General features: G+C 61.2%; 18 protein-coding genes. 9 read left to right on the forward strand and 9 right to left on the reverse strand.

The annotated features are described in order from the left end of the window. Positions 1 to 57: 57 nt before the first annotated feature. Complete coding sequence (locus ACYU70_RS18855) at positions 58 to 906, forward strand: glycoside hydrolase family 25 protein (protein WP_342301515.1); 849 nt, start codon at positions 58 to 60, stop codon at positions 904 to 906. A 186-nt stretch (positions 907 to 1,092) separates the two neighbouring features. Here the strand turns inward: ACYU70_RS18855 and ACYU70_RS18860 are convergent, their stop codons facing one another. Beyond that, complete coding sequence (locus tag ACYU70_RS18860) at positions 1,093 to 1,311, reverse strand: hypothetical protein (RefSeq protein WP_342301516.1); 219 nt, start codon at positions 1,309 to 1,311, stop codon at positions 1,093 to 1,095. 72 nt (positions 1,312 to 1,383) lie between these two features. Between ACYU70_RS18860 and ACYU70_RS18865 the strand changes: the two genes are divergently transcribed. The 3 genes from ACYU70_RS18865 (at position 1,384) to ACYU70_RS18875 (ending at position 3,945) form a co-directional block, all read left to right on the forward strand. Beyond that, the gene (locus tag ACYU70_RS18865) at positions 1,384 to 1,821 is read left to right on the forward strand and encodes a septal ring lytic transglycosylase RlpA family protein (protein ID WP_342301518.1); all 438 of its coding nucleotides are present in this window, start codon (positions 1,384 to 1,386) and stop codon (positions 1,819 to 1,821) included. Positions 1,822 to 1,876: 55 nt separating this feature from the next. Next, positions 1,877 to 2,074 carry a hypothetical protein gene (locus tag ACYU70_RS18870; RefSeq protein ID WP_342301520.1) on the forward strand — a complete coding sequence of 66 codons (198 nt, stop codon included), beginning with the start codon at positions 1,877 to 1,879 and terminating at the stop codon, positions 2,072 to 2,074. A 308-nt stretch (positions 2,075 to 2,382) separates the two neighbouring features. Next, positions 2,383 to 3,945, forward strand: coding sequence for an alpha/beta hydrolase family protein (locus tag ACYU70_RS18875; protein ID WP_342301521.1), 1,563 nt, complete (start codon positions 2,383 to 2,385; stop codon positions 3,943 to 3,945). Between the two features lie 11 nt (positions 3,946 to 3,956). Here the strand turns inward: ACYU70_RS18875 and ACYU70_RS18880 are convergent, their stop codons facing one another. From ACYU70_RS18880 to glgP, 3 genes are all read right to left on the reverse strand, one after another. Continuing rightward, positions 3,957 to 4,370: a hypothetical protein gene (locus ACYU70_RS18880; protein ID WP_342301522.1), complete on the reverse strand. Its 414-nt coding sequence runs from the start codon at positions 4,368 to 4,370 to the stop codon at positions 3,957 to 3,959. 106 nt (positions 4,371 to 4,476) lie between these two features. Then, on the reverse strand, positions 4,477 to 5,139 hold the full coding sequence (locus tag ACYU70_RS18885) for an SOS response-associated peptidase (protein WP_342301524.1): 663 nt from the start codon (positions 5,137 to 5,139) through the stop codon (positions 4,477 to 4,479). A 166-nt stretch (positions 5,140 to 5,305) separates the two neighbouring features. After that, positions 5,306 to 6,958: an alpha-glucan family phosphorylase gene (gene glgP / locus ACYU70_RS18890; RefSeq protein ID WP_342301526.1), complete on the reverse strand. Its 1,653-nt coding sequence runs from the start codon at positions 6,956 to 6,958 to the stop codon at positions 5,306 to 5,308. Between the two features lie 521 nt (positions 6,959 to 7,479). Here glgP and ACYU70_RS18895 point away from each other — a divergent pair. From ACYU70_RS18895 to ACYU70_RS18915, 5 genes are all read left to right on the forward strand, one after another. Then, on the forward strand, positions 7,480 to 8,919 hold the full coding sequence (locus ACYU70_RS18895; RefSeq protein ID WP_342301528.1) for a hydrolase: 1,440 nt from the start codon (positions 7,480 to 7,482) through the stop codon (positions 8,917 to 8,919). 173 nt (positions 8,920 to 9,092) lie between these two features. Then, a complete protein-coding gene (locus ACYU70_RS18900) occupies positions 9,093 to 10,985 on the forward strand; it encodes an alpha-amylase family glycosyl hydrolase (RefSeq protein WP_342301530.1) in 1,893 nt (630 codons plus the stop codon). A 75-nt stretch (positions 10,986 to 11,060) separates the two neighbouring features. Then, the gene (locus ACYU70_RS18905) at positions 11,061 to 11,768 is read left to right on the forward strand and encodes an SDR family oxidoreductase (RefSeq protein WP_342301532.1); all 708 of its coding nucleotides are present in this window, start codon (positions 11,061 to 11,063) and stop codon (positions 11,766 to 11,768) included. Between the two features lie 116 nt (positions 11,769 to 11,884). Then, positions 11,885 to 13,708: an alpha-amylase family protein gene (locus ACYU70_RS18910; protein WP_460616073.1), complete on the forward strand. Its 1,824-nt coding sequence runs from the start codon at positions 11,885 to 11,887 to the stop codon at positions 13,706 to 13,708. A 93-nt stretch (positions 13,709 to 13,801) separates the two neighbouring features. After that, entirely contained in the window at positions 13,802 to 15,220 is a 1,419-nt protein-coding gene (locus tag ACYU70_RS18915) for an MFS transporter (RefSeq protein WP_342296760.1), read from the forward strand. A 77-nt stretch (positions 15,221 to 15,297) separates the two neighbouring features. Here the strand turns inward: ACYU70_RS18915 and ACYU70_RS18920 are convergent, their stop codons facing one another. From ACYU70_RS18920 to thrA, 5 genes are all read right to left on the reverse strand, one after another. Beyond that, positions 15,298 to 16,602, reverse strand: a complete 1,305-nt coding sequence (locus tag ACYU70_RS18920; protein WP_342296762.1) for a protoporphyrinogen/coproporphyrinogen oxidase — start codon at positions 16,600 to 16,602, stop codon at positions 15,298 to 15,300. Between the two features lie 247 nt (positions 16,603 to 16,849). Then, on the reverse strand, positions 16,850 to 17,551 hold the full coding sequence (locus tag ACYU70_RS18925) for a c-type heme family protein (RefSeq protein ID WP_342296763.1): 702 nt from the start codon (positions 17,549 to 17,551) through the stop codon (positions 16,850 to 16,852). A gap of 59 nt (positions 17,552 to 17,610) precedes the next feature. Further along, the gene (thrC, locus tag ACYU70_RS18930) at positions 17,611 to 18,906 is read right to left on the reverse strand and encodes a threonine synthase (RefSeq protein ID WP_342296764.1); all 1,296 of its coding nucleotides are present in this window, start codon (positions 18,904 to 18,906) and stop codon (positions 17,611 to 17,613) included. A gap of 159 nt (positions 18,907 to 19,065) precedes the next feature. Then, a complete protein-coding gene (locus tag ACYU70_RS18935; RefSeq protein ID WP_342296766.1) occupies positions 19,066 to 19,998 on the reverse strand; it encodes a homoserine kinase in 933 nt (310 codons plus the stop codon). 89 nt (positions 19,999 to 20,087) lie between these two features. Continuing rightward, positions 20,088 to 22,562: a bifunctional aspartate kinase/homoserine dehydrogenase I gene (gene thrA, locus ACYU70_RS18940; RefSeq protein ID WP_342296767.1), complete on the reverse strand. Its 2,475-nt coding sequence runs from the start codon at positions 22,560 to 22,562 to the stop codon at positions 20,088 to 20,090. Positions 22,563 to 22,876: the final 314 nt, after the last annotated feature.

Consider the following 22,876-nt stretch of genomic DNA (forward strand, 5'->3'; position numbering starts at 1 on the left):
GCCGGGGCCCGGCGCACGATGGCGCGCGGCGCGGCGTTATTTTTGGAGCCCCTGCCTATGCCGCCATTGTCCAGCACCGCACCCGTTGCCCAGCCCGCCCGGCCCGCCGCGCCCCGGCGGCCGTGGCGGCGCGGCCTGCTGGCAGCGGCCCTGCTGGCCTTGCTGCTGGGCGGCACCTACTACCTGCGCCACCAGGTGCAGCTGAACCGCTACGCCCGCCGGGCCTGGGCCACGTTCACCAAAAACGGCCTCACCGGCCGCGAAAAAACCCCGCTGCTGGCCGGCTACTCGGTGCACGGCATCGACGTCTCATCATACCAGGGCCGCATCGACTGGCCCGAGGTGGCCCGCAACCGCGTCCGGTTTGCTTTCATCAAGGCCAGCGAGGGCGCTACGATGCGCGACCCGCGCTTCGCTCGCAACTGGCGCGAGGCCCGCAAAGCCGGCGTGCTCTGCGGAGCATATCACTACTTCCTGCCCAACCGCGATGGCAAGGTGCAGGCCAATCTATTTGCCAAAACAGTGCCCCTCGCCCCCGGCGACCTGCCACCCGTACTCGACGTAGAAGCCGCTAATTTCCACGACGTGGCCGTGCTGCGCCGCGAAGTGGCCCGCTGGCTGCGCCTCATCGAGGCGCATTACGGCGTCCGGCCCATCCTCTATTCCAACCACAGCTTCTACAAGCGCCACCTCGCCGGGCACTTCGACGACTACCCACTCTGGCTGGCCCACTACGAAGTGGAGCGCCCCACCCTGCCCCGCAGCAAGTGGATAATCTGGCAGCATTCCGACGAAGCCTACGTGCCCGGCATTCGCGGCGTGGTCGATTTCAACGTCTTCCAGGGCAATTTCGAGTCGTTGCAGGCGTTGCGGATTCCGGCGGCCCCGCCCAAGCCGGCCCACTAAAAAGCTATTTGAATAAGCCACGAGTTGTCATTCCGACGCAGGAGGAACCTGGGTAAAACCGTCAAAGCAGAACCCTCATATTCCTCCTGCGTCGGAATGGCAACCTTCTAAAAAAAACCGTCCGGCCCGGCGGCTTCCGCAGAAGCAGCCAGGCCGGACGGCCGTAGTTTGCCCGAGGCCAAGGACCTACATTTTCTCCTTGGTCTCCATTTTGGCGTCCTTCTTCACGACCTTGCCTTCTTTTTTAACCATTTTGTCGCCGTGCATTTTGCCGGCGTGCTTCACCATCTTGCCTTCGGTCTTTTCTTCTTTTTTCATCATCTTGCCATCACCTTGCTGCGCGTGAGCAGCCATAAACGTGAACGACAGGGCGAGGGCCGAAGCCACTTTCAGGAAATTTTTCATTGGTTGTGTTGGGGAAAAATAGGGTTGTGTGAGAATTACAACCGAAAGATTATCACCTAAAATAAAGGTTGGATGAAGTTGAATAAACAAGCCAAAATTCTGCACCGCGGGCTATTATACCTGCTGTTTTTGCTGGCCTTGGGGCTGGCCTCCTGCGGCGGCAGCCACACCGTGAGCAAGGGCACAAAGGGCGCCCGAAACAGTGTTCAATCGGGCCTGGGCTCCTACTATGCTGACAAGTTTAACGGCCGGCCCACCGCCAGCGGCAGTACCTACCGCCCCGGCCAGATGACGGCCGCCCACAACACGCTGCCGTTCGGCACCCTCATCCGCGTTACCAACACCCGCAATGGCCGCTCCGTGGATGTGACCGTAACCGACCGCGGCCCGCACACCAAAGGCTACATCGTGGATGTGTCGCACCGCGCCGCCGTGCAGCTCGGCATCATCGAGGCCGGCGTGGTTCCGGTGCAGGTCACCGTTATCCGCGAAGCCGCCGACAACCGTTAGTCCGCCGGCCCGTCTTCACCTTATATCTTCGTCCCCCCTCGACTACCCTACTGCCATGAATATCCGCAAAAAAGTAACCTGGACGCTCCCCCCCGGCGTCAACCGCTACGCCGCCCTCGACCTGTGGGTGCCCGCCGCCGAGGACGAAGACTGGTCCGACGATGAAATCCAATACGTCATCACCGAAGTAGTGGAAGCCGAAACTGATGCCGCCGGCCTCGAAATTTTGGCTTGGTACAGCAAAATCATGTAAGCCAATACGCTGTTGCCGGGCTTGCCTCGCCGCCCTCCCCTTGCTGCTGCCCGCAGCCACTGGGGAGGGCGGCTTTTTTGTGCGCGGGGCTCTGCTATTCGCTGCTTTGAGCGGCCTTATTGCTACTGCCTGGGATGAATTATAAAAACAATGGTTTTTTATAAATAAAACTTTAATGATATTTTTTATTCATAAATCATTTTATTTTTAATTTATTAAACAAGATTTAATTGTACTTTTGAGTCAATCGGGTTTTGGCGAATACGCCTCCTTTCCGCTTGACCCGGACACACTAAACTGCATTTGCTATGAATATCAACTATTTACTAACTAAAATCATTGGCTTGACGGTTGTCAGCACGTTAAGCCTGGCAACTATTAAGGCAGCGCCCATCGGAACGGGCCAGATGCTGGGCCAATGGGCTGGTGCTCTGCCTGTACCTGGCGGCAGCCGCCAGGTATTTATCAGTGTGAGCGCACAGGCTGATGGTACGCCTACGGCCGTGCTCCGCATGGACGCGGGACGGCTCCACAACAGCCCGATGCGCGTGGTGAGCACCGCCGACAGCGTGGTTTTTTATGCCGATAAGGCGGGCTGCCGCTTTGCCGGCCAGCCTGTGGCCAACGGGCAGCGACTGCGCGGCCAATGGCAGCAGCCCGGCTTCCGCGCTATGCTGGTGCTGGACCGCGTGGCCGCCGACAAAACCGCTGAAGCAAGCATAGCCCTGGCCCCCTTTAAGGAAGCCCCGGCTTACAAAACCGAAGAAGTACACGTGAGCAGCCCGAGTAGTCCCAGCCCCGAAATTGGCCTGGGCGGTACGCTGCGTTTGCCCACCGGCACCGGGCCATTTCCCGCCGTGGTGTTGCTGCCGGATGTGAACACCCCGGAATCAGCCACGGGCGATTATAGCCTACTGAATGCCCTGGCCGACTACCTCACCCGTCAGGGCGTGGCCGTGCTGCGCCTCGATGACCGGGGAACAGGCCGCTCGGTGGGGGTATCTGCGGCCACAGCGGGCACCCAGCTGGTGGCCGATGCGCAATCGGCTATGGCCTACCTGCGGGCCAAGCCCGGCATCGACCCACTGCGCGTGGGCCTGCTGGGGCATGGCGAAGGGGCCAACGTGGCCTTATTGGCTGGGGCACAGGCACCCGCGCCCGCATTCCTGGTGGCATTGGGCGCGGCCGGCGTGAATGGGCAGGAGCTGCTGGCCCGGCAAACCTCGCTGGTGAACCAGCCCGGCGAGCCCGATACCGCCCAGATAAAGTGGGCTGCCACGGCAGCGCAAGCAATGGCAGTGGCCCGGCGCGAAGCCAAACAGCAGCTAGCCACCGGTGCCAATCCTGCCCAAACCCAGCTGCGCATTGCCCAGGAGCAGCTGCGCCTGACCACCGAAGCCCGCAAGCGCAATGATGCGCTGTATAAGCGCCAGTACGCGCTGCTCGAAATCATCCGTCAGACGAGTGATAATGCCCAGGCGCAGGCCATTGTGGCCAATATGTTGAAGCAGATTTATCCGTCGCTGACCTCGGCGGCGGCGCAGGCCCGGGCCGGGCAGCTCACCAGCCCGTGGTACCGCTCCTTCCTCACCTTCAATCCGCAGGCAGAGCTGGCCAAAGTAGCCTGCCCCACCCTGCTCCTGCACGGCACCGCCGACACGCAGGTGCAACTAGCCGCCAACCTGCCGGCGCTGGAAAAAGGCCTCAAAGCCAACAAGCGCGTGAACGTGCAGAAGCTCGACGGCCTGAACCACGAGTTTCAGGCGCCCCTCAGCGAGCAGGCCCTGGCAGCAGGCACCACCGTACGCCCCACGGCGGCTACCGATGCCCTCGAAACTGTGGGCGAATGGGTGATGCAGCAGGTGAAATAACAAACGGTACGCTACGCGGCCGAAGGCGAGCGAAACGCCTCGCGCAGCCAGCATCCAGCCAAAGCCGCCAGCCCGCCAACCAAACCAGCCACAAGGCCGGCCACCAGCACCAGCGCCACCGATGAGCCGCCCAGGGGCAGCAGTTGCGCCACGCGGTGCGCCAGTAGGCCACCATTCTGATAGGCCAGCCAAGCGGCGGGCAGTATCCAGCTCAGCCCACCTCCGCTAAAGCCGGCCCAAAAGGCTACGCGGCCCGTGGGAGCAATTGCCAGCCCCACTACAAACGCCACCACGGCCAGGCTCCACCACGGCAGGTCTAGCTGCACGGCCGAGGCCAGCACGAGAATGAGAATCGGTAAAAGCCAGGGGTTGCGCCAGTTCATGCGGACAAAGTAACGCAGCAGGGGCGGGAATAAGAACGTCATGCAGAGCGTAGCGAAGCATCTTTACCGCTCAACGCAATCAAAAGAATTAGTGACTGCAGTAAAGATGCTACGCTCTGCATGACCCGCAATTACTGTTCAGGACTGCTTAAGCTGCCGCCAGTACCTCCGGGTCGTTATTCGCCGGCGAGTTTACGCGCTTGCTGATGACGTATTCCTGCATGGCGGCCGCATCATACGGCTGCAACAGCTGCTGGTGCGCCGACAGGCTCAGGCCATCATCGAGCCAGGCCTTTTCGGCGGCGCGGGTGGGCAGGATGACGGGCATCCGGTTGTGGATTTTGGCCATCAGCGCGTTGGGCTCGGTAGTGATGATGGTGAAGGTGGGGTGCAGTTCGCCGGTGCTGCGGTCCAGCCACTCATCCCAGAGGCCGGCGAAGGCGAAGGGCTGTTCATCGCGCAGCAGGATGCGGTGTGGCACCTTGCCCGCGGGCGTGGCCTGCCACTCGAAGAAACTATCGGCCAGCACAAGGCAGCGCTTCCGCCCCAGCAGCTGCCGGAAACTGGGCTTTTCGGCCAGCGTCTCGGCCCGGGCATTGATGGGCTTGGGGCCGGCGGCCGGGTCCTTGCTCCAGCTGGGCACCAGGCCCCAGCTCAGCAGCTGAATCTGGCCGGGCGCGGCGTTGGTGATGATGGGCAGCCGCTGCGAGGGCGCGGCGTTGTAAGTAGTCGGCGCGGGCTCGGTGAATTTGGCGTCGAAGCGCTTTTCAATGACTGGCGCGGGGGCGATGAAGGTGTAGCGACCACACATGGCGGAAAGGAAGGATAGTGAAAATTGCCTGTCATCCTGAACGCAGTGAAGGACCTTACCACGTTCGAACGAGTCGCTGTTTATACGACAATCGGTCAAACGTGGTAAGGTCCTTCACTGCGTTCAGGATGACAAATGGAGCTAACGTCGCCCCATCGACTCCTGCTTACGCCTTATACAGTAGCTCGTAGTATTCCTTGGCCATGCGGCCGCTTTCAAACTCCGGCTCCACGTCCTTCATGGCGGTTTTCACCACTTTCAGGAAGTTTTTGGGCTGGTCGTAGTATAGCGGCAGCACGGTGTTTTCGAGCACGTCGAGCAGGGCGGTGGCCTCGGCATCGTCCTTCACGTTATCGGGCAGGGTCACGTCGACAATCGGAATGAGGAAGCCATTTTCACCGTCGCGGCAGAATTCGGGAATCCAGCCGTCGGCGATGCTCAGGTTCACGCTGGCGTTCATGGCGGCGGTCATGCCGCTGGTGCCGCTGGCCTCCCGGGGGAAGCGGGGCGTGTTCAGCCAGATGTCGGAACCCTTTTTGAGGGCGGCCGACAGACCCAGCTCGTAGCCGGTGAGGACGGCGCAGTTCTTCAGATTGGCCGTGCGCTTGATGATTTCATTGAACAAAGCCACTGCGCCGAAGTCCTTCGGGTAGGGCTTACCGGCCCAAATCATCTGGATGGGGTGCTTGGAATTGTTGGCCAGCTCCACGAAGCGCTCGAAGTGGCGCAGAATCAAATCGGCGCGCTTGTAGCCGGCGAAACGACGGGCCCATACGATGGTGATGACGTTGGGGTCGAAGACGTTGCCGGTCTGGTCGGCCACGATTTTGAACAGGTCCTTTTTCAGCTCCTGCTTGCGGGCCAGCAGGGCGGCATCGTCCTTGCCTTTGAGGGCGGCGGCCAGCTGCGTGTCGCGCCAGTAGGTGCCGTTCTGGCTGTTGGTGATGGGGATAATGGGACAGATACCCTCGTAGTGGCCCCACATTTCGTTGGCCACGGTGCCGTGTACCTTGCTCACAGCGTTGGCCTTACGCGAGAAACGCAGCGCGGTGAGGGTATAGTTGAGCGCGTCGCCGTGGCCGATTTGGGCCACGCGGCGCACCTCGTCTTCCGGCATCGTGCCGAAGAAGGTCATGTCCGTGAGCAGCTTCATGGGGCGCTCCTCGTTGCCGGCCAGCTCGGGGGTGTGCGTGGTGAAAACCAGGCGTTTCTGCACCTCGGCCAGGTCGCGGCCGTGCTTCTCGTAGAGGTAGAAGGCCAGCGGCAGGCCGTGGCCTTCGTTGAGGTGGTACACGTCGGTCTGGCGGCCGAGCACGTCGAGCAGCTTGCCGCCGCCCACGCCCAGCAGGATGCTCTGGGCCACGCGGGCCGCCGCGTCCGGGTCGTAGAGGTGGTGCGAGATGGTGCGCGAGAGGAAGTCGTTCTGCTCAATATCTGTGGTGAGGAAGAACATCGGCACGGTCCCGAATACTTCCGGAGCCAGGTACAGAGCCTTCACCTGCACATCGGCCCCGTGGATGGTGATGGGGAAAATGATGCCCGTATCCTGCAGGAACGAATAGTGCTTCTGGCGGAACTCGGCGCGCATGCTTTGGTCGGCGTTGCGGTCCTGGTCGTAGTAGCCGAAGCTCCACAGGATGCTGATGCCCACCAGGTTCTGCTTCAGCTCGAAGCCCGAGCGCATGTGCGAGCCAGCCAGAAAGCCGAGGCCGCCGGAATAGGTTTTCAGGGCCTGGTCGACGGCAAACTCCATCGAGAAGTACGCGGCGGCGGTCTTGAATTTGGCGGCCGGCGTGTAGGGTTTAAAGGTAAAAGCCATTAATAAAGGGCTAGGGCGCGGGCCGGAGCGCACGCCAGAATGGAGGTTTCGGGTTGGAAAAAAGAAGCGCCGCCTGAAGCGCAGCTTCCGTTGAGGGCGCAAGGTCCGAAGCATTCCGGAAAAATCGCAACCACTTGATATTGAGGCACGACTTACGCAAACGTTAGCATTTGGCCCAACGGCAACAGTGTCAAGGCAATATCAGCCAGCGGGTTACTACCAAATTTTCTTCGTGCCCCGTGCAAAGAGAGCATCTTTTTGTTCCCTGACACCATTGCCGCCTTAGCAGCAAACACTTGCCTTTGTCTGCCAAGCATCAATTATGAAGAAATAATTAATTTTTTAATTATAGTAACATATTTTCTAATTTTAATAAAATCAATCTACTGAAAAGGCATTTAATTAATGATAATTCAAAAAAAGCCACAATCTTTTAACATATCCCATTGCAATACCCCTAGTTGATTACACTAGCTTTGGCGCTTCACTCCCAAACTTTTAACCCATTTCACACCATGCGCATGACACTTTCTGTTCGCTACCTGGTGGCGCCCTTGCTGGGTGCTCTCCTGTTCGCCAGTTGTTCGAAATCGGAGCTAACGCCGGAGGCCCCGGCGGCGGCTACGGTGTTGCAAAATGTATCGGCACCGGGCTTCCCCGAAGGCTTTGAAACGGGTACCAAAACGGCTTACACCACGGGTAGTGTCACGCTCGGCTCGGGCTCCTGGACGCTGAACGATGCCCTCATCGGCAACACCACGGCCGATGCCAAAACTGGCACCTGGTCGGCCCGGGTGCGCAACAGCGGTTCGCTGAGCATGAATTTTGACCTGACCGGCGGGGCCGGCGTGGTCACGGTGGCGCACGCCCTGTATGGCACCGACGCCAGCGGCACCTGGGAGCTGTGGGCCAGCGCCAACAGCGGCAGCAGCTACGCTAAGGTGGGCAGCACCATCACCACGAGCAGCACCACGCTGAGCACGGCTTCCTTCACGGTGAACATTGCCGGCAACGTGCGCCTGCAGGTGCGCAAAACCGACGGCAGCACCAACCGTCTGAACTTCGACAACATCACGGTGGAAAGCTATGGTACCGGCGGTGGCGGCGGCGGTGGTACTGGCGGCAAGAAATTCCTCTTCGATGCCAGCCACGCGGAGCTGGCCGGCAACGCCGACTGGGCCCTGGACGTGGACGGCGGCGTGACGCCGCGCTACCCCACGCCAGCCGCTTCGGGCATCACGGCCAGCACTTCGGAAACGTACTGGACGGCCGCCCTCTCCTCGTGGGGCGTGGCGCTGGTGAAGCTGGGCAACTCGGTGGAAAACCTGCCCTCGGGCACGGCCATCACCTACGGCAATACCTCGAACCCTCAGGATTTGGCCAACTACAATGTGTTTGTGGTGGATGAGCCGAATACGCTGTTCTCGGCTACCGAGAAAACGGCCATCATCAACTTCGTAAAAAACGGCGGCGGCCTGTTCATGATTTCGGACCACGATGTATCGGACCGCAACAATGACGGCTACGACTCGCCCGCCATCTGGAACGATTTGATGACGAATAACTCGGTACAGGCCAACCCCTTCGGCTACAGCATCAACCTCACCAATATCTCGGAAACCACCAGCAACGTGCTGGCCAGCGGCACCAACACCATCCTGAACGGCTCGCAGGGCGCGGTGACGCAGCTGAAATTCTCGAACGGCGCGACGATGACTAAGACCTCCGGCTCGGCCGCCACACCGCTGATTTGGCAGAGCACCGCCTCGCAGGGCAACACCAACATCATGTGCCTGAGCAGCACCTACGGCACGGGCCGCGTGGTGTGCATCACCGACTCGTCGCCGGCCGACGACGGCACCGGCAGCCCCGGCAACACCGTGTACCCCGGGTGGACCGAAATTGCCAGCCACGCCAAGTTGCACATGAACGCCTCGCTCTGGCTGGCCAAGCAGCAGTAAGCCACTTGGCTGAAGCGAATAGTGAAAGCCCGCTCCCAGGTTTGGGGGCGGGCTTTTTTGTGGGCTTGATGTGAGCGAAAAATATATTCCGAAAGTGGAAACGGTTGCGCATGAAGCTCCTTCCGGGAAAGCCGTACTTTTGGCCCTGCCGTTATTCTTACGCCCTTTTTGCCATGAAATTCCCACAATTTCTGCTCGTCGCTACCGGGCTGCTGATGCCGCTGCTGTCGCCGGCCGCAACCGGTGCTGCTGGTCCCGCCGCTACTCCCAGCGCCACTGCGAAAGCCGCCCCCGGCGTGCGCATCGACCCGACTTACTGGTGGGTGGGCATGAAAAACCCCAAGCTGCAATTGCTAGTGAATGCGCCCGGCATCGCGGGCAGCACGGCCACCCTGGCCACCTACCCCGGCGTGACCCTGGACAGTCAGCAGAAGCTGGAAAGCCCGAACTACCTCGTTGTCAACCTCACCATCAGCCCAGACGCCAAGCCGGGCCAGCTGAAACTGAGCTTCAAAGGCAGCAAAAGCCTGACATATACCTACGAACTGCGCGCCCGCAATACCGACCCGCAGCGCACGCAGGGTCTCACGCAGGCCGATTTCATCTATATGCTGATGCCGGACCGCTTCGCAAACGGCGACCCGAAGAACGACGTGGTGAAAGGCACCCGCGTGAATCACATTGCCCGCGACTCGATGTACGCCCGCCACGGCGGCGACCTGAAGGGCATTCAGAACCATTTCGACTACTTCAAGAAGCTGGGCGCGACGGCCATCTGGCCCACGCCCATCATCGAAAACGACATGCCCAAGGCCAGCTACCACGGCTACGCGGTAACGGACTGCTACAAAATCGACCCGCGCTACGGCACCAACGCCGAGTACCAGCAGTTCGTGAAAGCCGCCCACGCCGACGGCCTGAAAGTGGTGCAGGACATCGTGCTCAACCACTGGGGCAGCTACCACCATCTGTTCCTCGACAAGCCGGCGGCCGACTGGTTCCACGCCTTCCCCAAGTTCACTCGCAGCAATTACAATGCTTTTGCGCTGAACGACCCCTACGGCTCGAAGCGCGACTACACGCTGTTCAACGACGGCTGGTTTGATACCACGATGCCCGATGTGAACCAGGGCAATCCGCTGGTGGCTACTTACGTGATTCAGAACTTCCTGTGGTGGGTAGAATCGACGGGAATTGATGGCTACCGCATTGATACGTACCCCTATTCCGAACCCAACTTCCTCATGGCCTGGGGCAAAGCCATTGGCGAAGAATACCCCAAGCTGGCCCAGTTTGGCGAAGCCTGGGAAGGAACGGAGGCCGAGCAGGCCTTCTTCGCCCAGAACATCCTGCCGCCGGTGAACGGCTTCAAGTCGAACCTGCCCGGCGTGCTCGACTTCCAGATTTGCTTCGCGATTTCGGATGCGTTGAAAACCGAAAACGGCGACCTGAGCAAGCTCTACCACGCCCTGCAGGGCGACTGGCTGTACGTGGACGCCACCCGCAACGTGACCTTCCTCGACAACCACGACATGAGCCGCTTCTACTCGGTGATTGGCGAGGATTTCGGCAAGTTCAAAACCGGCATTGCCTGGCTGCTGACTTTGCGCGGCACCCCCCAACTCTACTACGGCACCGAGGTGCTGATGAAGAACTTCTCGAACCCCGACGGCAAAGTGCGCGAGGATTTCCCCGGCGGCTGGGCCGGCGACAAAACTAACTACTTCACTACGCGGCCCAGCGGCCAGGCCGGCGAGGCGTTCGACTACGTGAGCAAGCTGGCCAACTACCGCAAGGCCCACCCGGTGCTGAGCAGCGGCAAGCTGATGCAGTTCATCCCGCAGGATGGCGTGTACACCTACTTCCGCTACAACGACGCGGGCGAGTGCGTGATGATTATCGCCAACAACACGAAGGACGAAAAGAAGGTGGATGGGACTCGGTTTGCCGAGCGCACCGACGGCTTTTCCTCGGGCATGGAAGTGGCGAGCGGAGCTACTATTTCCGACCTAAAAAACCTGACCGTGCCCGCTCATACGGCCTGGGTGGTGGAACTGCGGAAATAATCCGACGGTTCGTTTAAACTGCTTCGCCTGCTGCACTGGCAGATTTCCTTTCATTGTTGCTAACCCTGCGCGCCCATGACCGACCTCACCGACCAAGTTGCCATCGTCACCGGCGCGAGCCGTGGCATTGGCAAAGCCATTGCGTTGCTGCTGGCCCTGCAAGGCGCCAAAGTAGTGGCAGTGGCCCGCAGCGAAGACGAACTCTTGGAGCTGGGCCAGAAAACGCAGGGCCTGTGCATCGTGGCCGACGTTTCGGACGAAGCCGACGCCAAGCTCGTCGTGGCCGAGACGCTGAGCCGCTACGGCCGCCTAGACATTCTGGTGTGCAACGCCGGCGTGGGCTCGTTCAACGAGCTGGAGCAGTTCGACGCGGCCGAGTGGGACCGGATTTTTGACACCAACGTGAAGGGCACTTTCCTGCTGTGCAAGGCCGCCGTGCCGCATTTCAAGGCCCAGAAAAAAGGCCATATCGTGGGCATTACCTCCGATGTGGCCAAGCGCACCTTCGCCCACGGCACGGCCTACGGGGCCAGCAAATTTGCCCAGGATGCCGTACTGGCCAGCCTGCGCAAGGAAGTGCGGCCGCACGGCATCAAGGTGAGCACCATTTATCCAGGGCTGGTCGACACCTATTTCAACGACACCACGCCCGGCAGTGTGGAGAACGAGAAAACCCACCTCCGCCCCGCCGATATCGCCCAGGCCGTGCGTTACGTGCTCGAAGCGCCCACGCACGTGGTGGTGGATGAGCTCATGCTGCACCCGCTCACGCAGGAGTGGTAATTTTCAATGGGTGAATGAGTGAATGGCTGAATGGGCGAATAATTTGTCTGGTACCTGCTTTATCATTCACCCATTCAGCCATTCACTCATTCACCCATTGACTATCTTGCCGCATCATGAAAAAACTGTTGCTGGCCGGCGGCCTCCTCTCTTTGGCTGCTTTCTCGTTGCCCAACCCGCCCGTGGACAAAAAACACCCCCAAGCCACCGACCCGAACACCACCGCTGAGGTTCCGAAGGATAATAAGCTCGTCATCTACCAATTGATGACGCGCCTGTTCGGAAACAAAGTGGCGCTGAACAAGCCCTACGGCACCATCACGGAGAACGGCTGCGGCAAATTCAACGACATTACCGATAAGGCCCTCGAAGAAATCAAGGGCATGGGCGTGAGCCACGTGTGGTACACCGGCGTGATTGAGCACGCCACCATGACCGACTACACCAGCGCCGGCATCCCAGCCGACGACGCCGACGTGGTGAAGGGCCGCGCCGGCTCGCCCTACGCCATCAAGGATTACTACGATGTGGCCCCCGACCTGGCCGTGACGGTGAAAAACCGCATGTCGGAGTACGAAGCCCTCATCAAACGTACCCACGACCACGGCCTGAAAGTCCTCATGGACTTTATCCCGAACCATGTGGCGCGGTCTTATAAGTCGGATGCCAAGCCCCAGGGCGTGGTGGATTTGGGTGCTAATGATGACAAAAGCAAGGCTTTCGCGCCCAACAACAACTTCTACTACCTGCCCGGCAAAGCCTTCGTGGTGCCTGCCAACTACAACCCGCTCGGCCCGCTGAAAGGCCCGCGCGAGGACGGCAAGTACGCCGAGAACCCCGCCAAAGCCACCGGCAACGACGTTTTCTCCGAAGCACCGAGCGTGAACGACTGGTTCGAAACCGTGAAGCTGAACTACGGCGTGGACTACGTGAACGGCCGCAAAACCTACTTCGAGCCCGTGCCCGATACCTGGAAGAAGATGCGCGACATCCTCGTGTTCTGGGCCGGCAAGAACGTGGACGGTTTCCGCTGCGACATGGTGGAAATGGTGCCCGTCGAGTTCTGGGCCTGGGTCATTCCGGAGCTGAAAAAGGCGAAGCCCGGTCTCGTGTTCATCGGCGAAGCCTACAACCCCAAGGAATACCGAACCTACCTGGAGAAAGGCCATTTCGATTTCCTGTATGACAAAGTGGGCCTCTATGACGACCTGCGCAAGCTGATGCGCCAGGAAGGCACCACCGAGGACATCACCAAAGTATGGAAAGAGGAAAGCAACGGCTTCTCCTCGCACATGCTGCGCTTCCTGGAAAACCATGACGAGCAGCGCATTGCCTCGCCGGATTTCGCCACCGACCCGCGCCGCGCCATCCCGGCCATGGCCGTGGCGGCTACTCTGGCCAGCGGCCCAGTGATGCTCTATTTCGGGCAGGAAGTGGGCGAGCCCGCTCGCGGTACCGAAGGCTTCAGCAGCGAGGACGGCCGCACCAGCATCTTCGACTACTGGGGCGTGCCCGAGCACCAGAAGTGGCTGAACCAAGGCAAGTTCGACGGCGGCAAGCTCAGCCCCGAGCAGAAAAGCCTGCGCGACTACTACCGCCGCCTCCTCACCCTCACCAGCAGCAGCGAGGCCATCCGCAAGGGCCGCTTCTACGAATTGCAGGACGCAAACAACCTGGGCAAGGAGTACAACCAGCGCCACCTCTACACCTACCTGCGCTACACCGACAAGCAGCAGCTGCTCATCGTGGTCAATTTCAGCGCCGACAAAACCTACAAGCCTACCCTCAACATTCCCGCCGAGGCCATGACAGCCATGGGCCTGAGCACCAAGAAATTCTACACCTACACCGACCTCCTCGCCGACGGTGAGCCCCGCAACGCCCTCAACCTGACGTTGGCCCCGCTCTCAGCCCATATTTTCGAGATAAAGGCTCGGTAACACTGCCTGATTATTCCGGCGAATCAGTAAATTCGATAATCGCACTGCGCTCATTTTCAGGGCGCATCTCCCACATTTCTTCTCCACTTCCACATGGCTGCTCCCACCGCCGTCGCCACCTCCTCCAGTACCCGCGAAAAACCCCGGCTTAGCTTCTGGCAAATCTGGAACATGAGCTTCGGCTTCCTTGGCATTCAGTTCGGCTTTGCGCTGCAAAACAGCAACATGAGCCGAATTTTTGAAACCATGGGGGCCAAAACCGACGAAATTGCCTTCCTGTGGCTGGCCGCGCCCATCACGGGCCTACTGGTGCAGCCCGTCATCGGCTACCTCTCCGACCGCACCTGGAGCCCGCGCTGGGGCCGCCGCCGGCCGTTCTTCTTCGTGGGGGCGCTGCTGGCCTCGCTCGCGCTAATCGTGATGCCCAACGTGACGGCCCTGTGGATGGCCGCCGGGATGCTCTGGATTCTCGATTCGAGCATCAACATTTCGATGGAGCCTTTCCGGGCGCTGGTCGGCGATTTGCTGCCCTCGCAGCAGCGCACCACCGGCTTCGGGGCCCAAACGTTTTTCATTGGCGTGGGGGCCATCGTGGGCTCGTCGCTGCCCTGGATGTTCGCCAACTGGTTTGGCATTTCCAATACGCCCGAGCCCGGCCACATCTCGCTTTCGCTGAAATACGCCTTCTACGTGGGCGGCCTGGTGTTCTTCCTAGCCGTGCTCTGGACCATCCTGCGCACCAAGGAATACCCGCCCGAAAACCTGGCCGAATTCGAGGCCGAGAAGGCCCGCACCGCTGGCTTCGCCAACGGCTTGAAAGAGTCGTTCGAGGGCATCTTCCACATGCCCAAAACCATGCGCCAGCTGGCCGTGGTGCAGTTCTTCTCGTGGTTTGCACTGTTTTCGATGTGGATTTATACCACCCAAGCCGTCACCAGCCACATTTTCCACACCACCGACACCACTTCGGCCCTCTACAACAAAGGCGGCGACTGGGTGGGCGTGTGCTTCTCGGTGTATAACGGCCTGTCGGCGGTGGTGGCGCTGCTGCTGCCCGTGGTGGCCCGCGCCACCAGCCGCCGCTTCACCCACATGCTGGCCCTAGTGATGGGCGGTGTGGGGCTAATTTCGATTTATTTCATCCAGGATTACCACTACATTCTGGTGTCGATGGTGGGCGTGGGCATTGCCTGGGCCAGCATCCTGAGCGTGCCCTACGCCATGCTGGCCGGCGCGCTGCCGTCCAACAAAATGGGCTACTACATGGGCGTGTTCAACTTCTTCATCGTGATTCCGCAGGGTGTAGCCGGCCTGATTCTGGGGCCGCTGACGAAGCACGTGTTTCACGACCAGCCCATCTTCACGCTGGTACTCGGCGGCGCGTCCATGATAATCGCGGGCCTGCTGACCCTGCGCGTACACGACGCCGACGACATCCGCCTCCCCGCCGAGCCAGAGCCCGCCGAATCCCTCGGCTACGATGCCCTGCCCCCCGCCAACCCGCAAGTGTAACTGTTATTTTTGAATACAAAAAGGCCCGTTTCTTCAGTGAAACGGGCCTTTTTTATTGTGATACAACTCTGGTCAAATTAGCTTTTGACAATCATCTCGGCCACTTCGCGGCCGGTGGCCAATGCCGCGTTTAGCGAGGGATAGGAGGTCCAGTCGCCGCAGCGGTAGAGGTTGTCGGCCAGTTTCAAGGGTTGCTCCACGGGCTGACCGGGCAGGTACACGGGCAGCGCTGCCGGAATGCGATAGGTGCGCAGATGCTCCCACTGCCGGGCGGCCGTCCCGAACCAAGCGGCCAGCTCCTCACGCAGGCGGGCCGTCAGCTCCTCTTCGCCAAGGCTGCGCTCGCCGTGGGTGCTCACCGATATCAGGGCGCGGCCGGCTGGGGCGTACGCGCCGCTCACATCGGAGGGGAAAGCCACGTTGTGAGCCAGGCACGAGGAGGCCGCGTTCAGGCGCAGCAGCTTGTCGTTGCGGCCCGGCGAGTGGCCGCCGGGCGTGGCAAAGTACGTGCAGGTGGTGATGCGGGCCGCCGTGGGAAAGCCGGCCGGCTGGGCGGTCAGGCTGTCGTCGGGGTTGCCGCTGCGGCCGCCCAGCAGGCGCAGCGTACTTAGTCCATCGGTGGCCAGCACCACGGCCGAACCTTGCACTACCTGGCCGGTGGTGAGGCGGACATGCGTGCCATCGACCACGCCGGCTACCGGCGAATTGAGCCGCACGGTGCCGACGGGCAGACGGGCCGCCAGCTGCTCGGGCAGCTGCTGCATGCCCAGGGCGGGAACGGCCGCCTCGCCGGTCACGAACTGCTGGAACACGAACTCGAAGAAATTGCTGGCCGTGGTCAGCTCCCTATCGAGAAAAACGCCGCCGAAAAATGGCTTGAAAAACGAGTTTATCATCTGTTCGCTCCAGCCGTAGCGTTGCAGGAAGCCGAGGGTATCGGTGGCCGGGCGGGCCAGCAGTTCCTCGGGCGTATACTTCAGCACGTGCCGCACCAAGCTGAGGATGCGGAGCTTGTCGGGCAGCGTGCCGATGGGCGATTTGAGGGCCGAAAGCGCCGCCAACGGCGCTTGCAGTGGGTTTTGCAGGGTGGTTTCCTGCCCATCGGCCAACCGTATGACGGCCCCGGAGCGGAAGGCTTTCAGATTGAGTACGCCGTAGTCGAAGATGCGCCGGGCCTCGGGGTAGTTGGTGAGCAGCACCTGAAAGCCGCGGTCGAGCCGGAAGCCTTCGGGGGTAATATCGGTGCGCACGCGGCCGCCCACGGCGTCGGCCGCATCCAGAACAAGCACGGCGTGGCCAGCACGGTGCAGCCAGGTGGCGCAAGCCAGCCCGGCCATGCCCGCGCCGATGATGATAACGGGTTTGGAATCAGAAGAAGTCATAAGGAAACAGCAGACAGGGTTTCGCGCAGCGTTTCCTTGTTTCACGTCACGGAGCGCGAAAGGTTGGGCTTACCGCAACTGTTTGGCGTGTATTGTTTTCATCGACTGTCATCCTGAGCACCGCGAAGGACCTTATTACATCAAACATTTTGCAGCAATTCTAACGGCGCAAATGTGACAAGGTCCTTCGCTGCGCTCAGGATGACAGGAATGCCCAACTGGTAGCAGTGGCCTGATGCCCTCGCCCTCAAAACAGCTTCGGCATCTTGTGCTCCTTCCATTTCTTGCGCGTTTTCATCGTCCAAAACTCGGCCACGCCGGGGCGTTGCAGGCTGAGCTGCCACGCACCCATGGGCTGGCCCAGCCGGTAGCCAGTGGCTTGGTCCTGCGGGAATTTCTGCTTGATAACCGCGTAATCAGCCGCCGAAATATCCTTGCCGACTTCGCCGTGGCACCGCAGGCATAATTGGTTATTAAGCACAATAGGCCGCTGATAGAAAAACACCTCCTGCGACAGCCGCTTGATGGTGCGCACCGTGTCGGGCTGCATTTCTTCGGCCAATAGCGGGACCTGGCTGGCAGGGTTGCGCGGCCGCTCGCTCACGCGGTGGGCCGTGGCCTTGAGCACGCCGGCCAGGGAATCGACGGCCCCGTAGGTTTCTGGTTTGCAGAAGGCCATTGCGTGGGCCACGCCCCCGGCGGCCAGCTCGCGGGCCAGGGTACGGCGTAGCAGCGAGTCGGCGGTGGCGGTGAGGGAATCGCCGGCCCAGCGGGTGGCGTGCAGCAGGTCCTTAGGCATGATGCGCTTCACCTCCCAGTTTTCGGCCTCGATGCCAATGCGCTTGCTGTCCTTGAGGTGCTCCACTTGGTCGGGGCGGCAGGCGGTGAAGGCCAGGGCCAACGCCGGCAGGGCAATTTTATACAGCAGGTTTTTCACGGAAGCAGGCATTGGGCTGATTTTACGCAAAGGTCCGAACCGCCGCCCCAATGGCCCAAGCTGCCGCCCGGCTACATCAGGTAGGCTTTCAAATCTTCGTAGTTAACCGCCAGCGACACGCTTCGTTTGGCCCGCCCCTGCAAAGCCTGCACCACGGCCGGCAGTTCGATGGCCCGGCCGAGAATGGGCTCTACTACATCAGGAAATTTCACGGGGTGGGCCGTGGCCAGAATCAGGCCCGCTGAGCCCGGGTGCTGGGCCTGGTAGCGGCGCAGGGCCGTATAGGCCACCGCGCCGTGCGGGTCGAGCAGGTAGTCGTCGCGCTCCCACACCTGCCGGATGGCGGCTACGGTATCGGCGTCGGTCACGGTGTCGGCGCTGAGGGCGGCGCGTAGCTTGTTCAGGTCGTTATCGAACAGCTCCAGAATACGCACGAAGTTGCTGGGGTTGCCCACGTCCATGGCATTGGAGAAGGTGGGCACGGCCGGGCGCGGCGTGAACGTGCCCGTGCGCAGGTACACCGGCACTGGCTCGTTAGCGTTGCAGGCCGCGATGAAATGCCCCAACGGTAGCCCTGAGGCTTGGGCCAACAGCCCTGCGCACAGGTTACCGAAGTTGCCGCTCGGCACCGAAACCACCGGTGCGGGTGCCCCAACCGGCCACTGCTGCATGGCAAAGCAGTAGTACAGTTGCTGCGGCAGCCACCGCGCCACGTTGATGCTATTGGCCGACGTGAGAAAGCGCTTCTGCGCTAGCTCGGAGTCCAGAAACGCCTGTTTCACCAGCGCCTGACAGTCATCGAAAGTGCCGGCTACTTCCAGCGCCGTGATGTTCTGGCCTAGCGTGGTGAGCTGCTGCTCCTGCACCGGGCTCACCTTGCCCGAGGGGTAGAGGATTACCACCTCCACACCCGGCACGCCCAGGAAGCCGCTGGCCACGGCCCCGCCGGTATCGCCGGAAGTGGCTACCAGCACGGTCACGGGCGGCGTGTCGCCGCGCTGGGCGAAGTAGCCCAGACAGCGGCTCATAAACCGCGCCCCCACGTCCTTAAACGCCAAAGTCGGCCCATGAAACAGCTCCAGCGCCGACACCTCCGCCGCCACCGGCACCAGCGGAAACTCAAAATCTACCGCCTCGGCGCAGATACGCTGCAAGTCGGCCTCGGCGATGGTGCTGCCCACGTAGGGCCGCATCACATTAAAGGCCACGGTGGCCTTGCTCAGGCTACGCAGCTCGTGCAGGAAGCCGGCCGAGAATTTCGGAATGCTTTCGGGGAAATACAGGCCGCCATCCGGGGCCTGACCGGTGATGGTAGCGGTGCGGAAATCAACCAGCGGCGACTGGTGGTGGAGGCTGTAGTATTTCATTTTTTGTTATCTGTTATCTGCAGAAAGCCCGTCATGCCGAGCGCAGCCGAGGCATCTCGCGTGCTGTAGTAACTCATTCGTGAAGCCGATAATAATTAGCGGTAGCACGCGAGATGCCTCGGCTACGCTCGGCATGACGGGCTTTTTATTCTCTGAAATCTATTCCTCCTCAACCGCCCGTGCTCCCGTCGTGCCCACCGGCCCCACGTACACGTTGCATTCAATCTTCAGCTCCGTAAACACGCTGCCCATCGCCTCGCCCACGGCCTGCGCCGTTGCCTCCGTCCGGTTCAGCATGAAAATCGAAGGCCCCGAGCCCGAAATACCGCCACCAATGGCCCCCGCGGCCAGCGCCCGCATCCGTGCCTCCGCCAGGCCGGGGATGAGCGGCAGCCGCGCCGGCTCCACGATGTAGTCGTCGAGCGAGCGGCCGATGAGGTCATAATCAGCTAGCAGGAATCCTGATACCAGGCCCGCCACGTTGGCCCACTGGCGCACGGCCAAGCCCAGCGGCACGGTGGCCGGCAGCACCTTGCGCGAGTCGCTAGTTTTCACCTCAATCTGCGGGTGCACCACCGCCACCCACAACGGCGGCGCGGGCAAGGCAATAATATCAATGACCGGCTCCAGCGCCCGCACCACCGTGAAACCGCCGAAAATGGCCGGCGCGATGTTATCAGCGTGGCGTGCGCCGGAGGCCACGGCCTCGCCTTCCATCGCAAAATCCACCAGCTGCATTTTGCTGAAGCGGTTGCCCAGCAGCGCATTGGCAGCCACCACGGCCCCGGCGGCACTGGCCGCGCTGCTGCCCACCCCACTGCCCGGCTTGATACCTTTGGTGATTTCCAGCTCGAACCCCACGGCTTCCGGCACCTGCTTTAACAAAGCCAGTAGCGCCACTCCAGCCACGTTGTGCAGCGGGTCGGTGGGAAGGTTGTACGGGTCGTGGTGCTGAATGCGGATGCCCGGCTTATCGCTGCGGGTGAGACGAATAATGTCGTAAGGCTCGGCCAGGGCCAGGCCGAATACATCGAAGCCGCAGCCCAGATTGGAGAGCGTGGCGGGGGAGTGAACGAGAACGGAATCAGGCATAGTAGCGCGGACTTTTAGTCCGCGAGTAAGCAGGTTGAGTAATGGTTAGACGAGCATAGAACCACATAGTCGCGGACTAAAAGTCCGCGCTACAGCCTTGCGGCGCGAATGATATCCGCAAATACGCCCGAGGCCGTGACCTCCGCCCCTGCCCCAGCGCCCTTCACCACCAGCGGCTGGTCCACGTAGCGGTCGGTGTAGAAGAGCACCACGTTGTCCTTGCCGCGCAGGTCGTACAAATCGTGTCCGAGCGCTACAGTTTGCAGGCCCACGGCGGCGTGCCCATCAGCGTAGCGAGCCACGAATTTCAGGCGCTTGCCGGCGGCAGTGGCGGCGTCATAGAGGGCACGGAAGTGGGCTTCGTGCGCCGCCATCTGGGTGTAGAAGGCTTCCACATCGCCTTCGAGGCATGCGGGCGGCAGGAAGGTATCGATTTCGATTTCGCTCATTTCCATTACCTGGCCGGCTTCGCGGGCGAGGATGAGGATTTTGCGGGCCACGTCCGAGCCGCTCAGGTCGAGGCGCGGGTCGGGCTCGGTGTAGCCTTCGGCCTGGGCCTGGCGCACCACCTCGGCGAAGGGCCGGGAGCCGTCGTAGTTGTTGAACACGAAATTGAGCGTGCCGGAGAGCACCGCCTCCATGCGCCGCACCACGTCGCCGCTGCGCGTGAGGTCGTTCAGCGTGCCGATGATGGGCAGGGCCGCGCCCACATTGGTTTCAAACAAGTAGCTGGCGTTGAATTCCTTCGAGAGGCTTTTGAGCTTGGCATAATGCGCGTAGTCCGACGACGCGGCCACCTTATTACAGGCTACGATAGCCACGCTTTTGGCCAGCAAGTCGGCGTAGATACTGGCGGCGGCCGGGTTAGCCGTCACGTCCACGAAGATGGAATTGCGCAGGTTGCGGGCGATGATGAGTTGGGTGAATTCCTCCAAAGTTTGGGCCGGGGCTTGCGCCAGTTCCTCGGGCCAAGCAGTCAGGTCGAGGCCGTTTTCATCGACCAGGCAGTGGCGGCTGTTGGCAATAGCCACCACGCGCACCTGCAAACCCAGCTTTTCGAGCAAGTGCGACTGCTGCCGCGCCAGCTGTTCCAGCAGCTTGCTGCCCACGTTGCCGGGGCCGAGGATGAACAGGTTGACCTGCTTCTTGGTGGCCTCGAAAAAGGCCTCGTGCAGCACGTTGATGGCCTTGCGCACGTCGGCGGCACGAATCACCGTCGAGATATTCTTCTCCGACGCGCCCTGCGCGATGGCCCGGATATTCACCCCATTCTGCCCCAGCGCGCCAAACAGCTTGCCGCTGATGCCGGGGTGGTTTTTCATGTTCTCGCCCACCAGCGCCACGATGGCGAGGTCGGTTTCGGGCCGCAGCGGCTCGATGCGGCCGGCCGCGATTTCCGTGGCAAACTCCTCATCCACGGCCAGCTGGGCGGGCGCGGCATCCTGCGCGTTCACCCCCACGCAAATGGAATGCTCGGAGGAGCTTTGGGTAATGAGAATCACGTTGATGCGCTCGCGGGCAAGGGCTTCAAACAGCCGCTTCGAGAAGCCGGGGATGCCCACCATGCCGCTGCCTTCCAGATTTAGCAGCGTGAGGTTGCCGATGCTGGAAATGCCCTGCACCACGGCCGGCGTGCGCGGCGGCTCCACTTCCACCAGCGTGCCGTAGTCGTCGGGGGCGAAGGTATTTTTTATCCAGAGCGGAATTCCGCGTTGCATCACTGGCTGAATAGTAGGCGGATAGAGCACCTTCGCGCCGAAGTGCGACAGCTCCATGGCCTCCTGATACGAGATGTGCGCAATAGGCCGGGCGCTGCGCACGAGGCGCGGGTCGGCGGTCATCATGCCGCTCACGTCGGTCCAGATTTCCAGCACTTCGGCATCAAGGGCGGCAGCGAGCAGGGCGGCCGTGTAGTCGGAACCGCCCCGGCCCAGCGTGGTGGTAGTACCGTGGGCATCAGCCGCGATGAAGCCGGGTACTACCCAGATTTTTGCCAGGTTTTCGGCTTTAAAGGCGGCTACTTTCTCTTCCGTGGTGGCCATATCAACTTCGGCCGTGCCGAAGCGCGAATTGGTGCGGATAAGCTGCCGGGCATCGGCCCATATGGCATCTAAACTCTGCACTTTGGCCACAGACGCAATGAGGTGCGACGACAGCAGCTCGCCGTAGCTCATGAGTTTATCCAGCGTTCTGGTTGATAATTCACCCAACGCGAAAATGCCGTTGCACAGGCTGGTCACCTCTCCAAACTGGGCTACCAACTGGCCTTCGGCGGCCGTGTGCGCGGCGGGCAGCAGTTCCTGCACGGCCGTGTGCGCGGCGGGCAGCAGTTCCTGCACGGCCGTGCGGTGGCGGGCGGCCAGCTGTAATAAAGTATCGCGGTAGCCCGCGTCGCCCGCAGCGGCGGCCCGGCCCGCGCCAATCAGGGCATCAGTAGTCCCGCCCAACGCCGATACGACCATGACGACTGGTGCGCGTTCAGCGGCTCTGGCTACAATGGCCAGCGATTTGCGGATATTCTCGGCAGAGGCCACCGACGTGCCTCCGAATTTCAACACTTGCATTGCAGTTTCTGGTTGGTGAAGTAGCGGTGCCGCTTGGGTGGGAAGTGCGAAACCAGAAGAGTTTGAGAGCTTGAACGAGTATGGCTGAGGGCGTAAAAAAAGCTGTTTGGCGGGGTGAGCACCGGGATGAAATAGCTGTGCTACCCCACCGCCCGGCCCCGGCCGCGCCCAAACAGACGGGCGCAATGTAGGGCGCGCCGGGGCCATTTTCCGCATCCATTCGGCGGTTTGTTTGGTGCGCTGGCTTGCTAGTAGTATTCACCTGACTAAGCCAGCGAACCAACGTACTGAATAGCGGTGTTTAGAATCCGTAT

Source organism: Hymenobacter segetis (assembly GCF_054776495.1).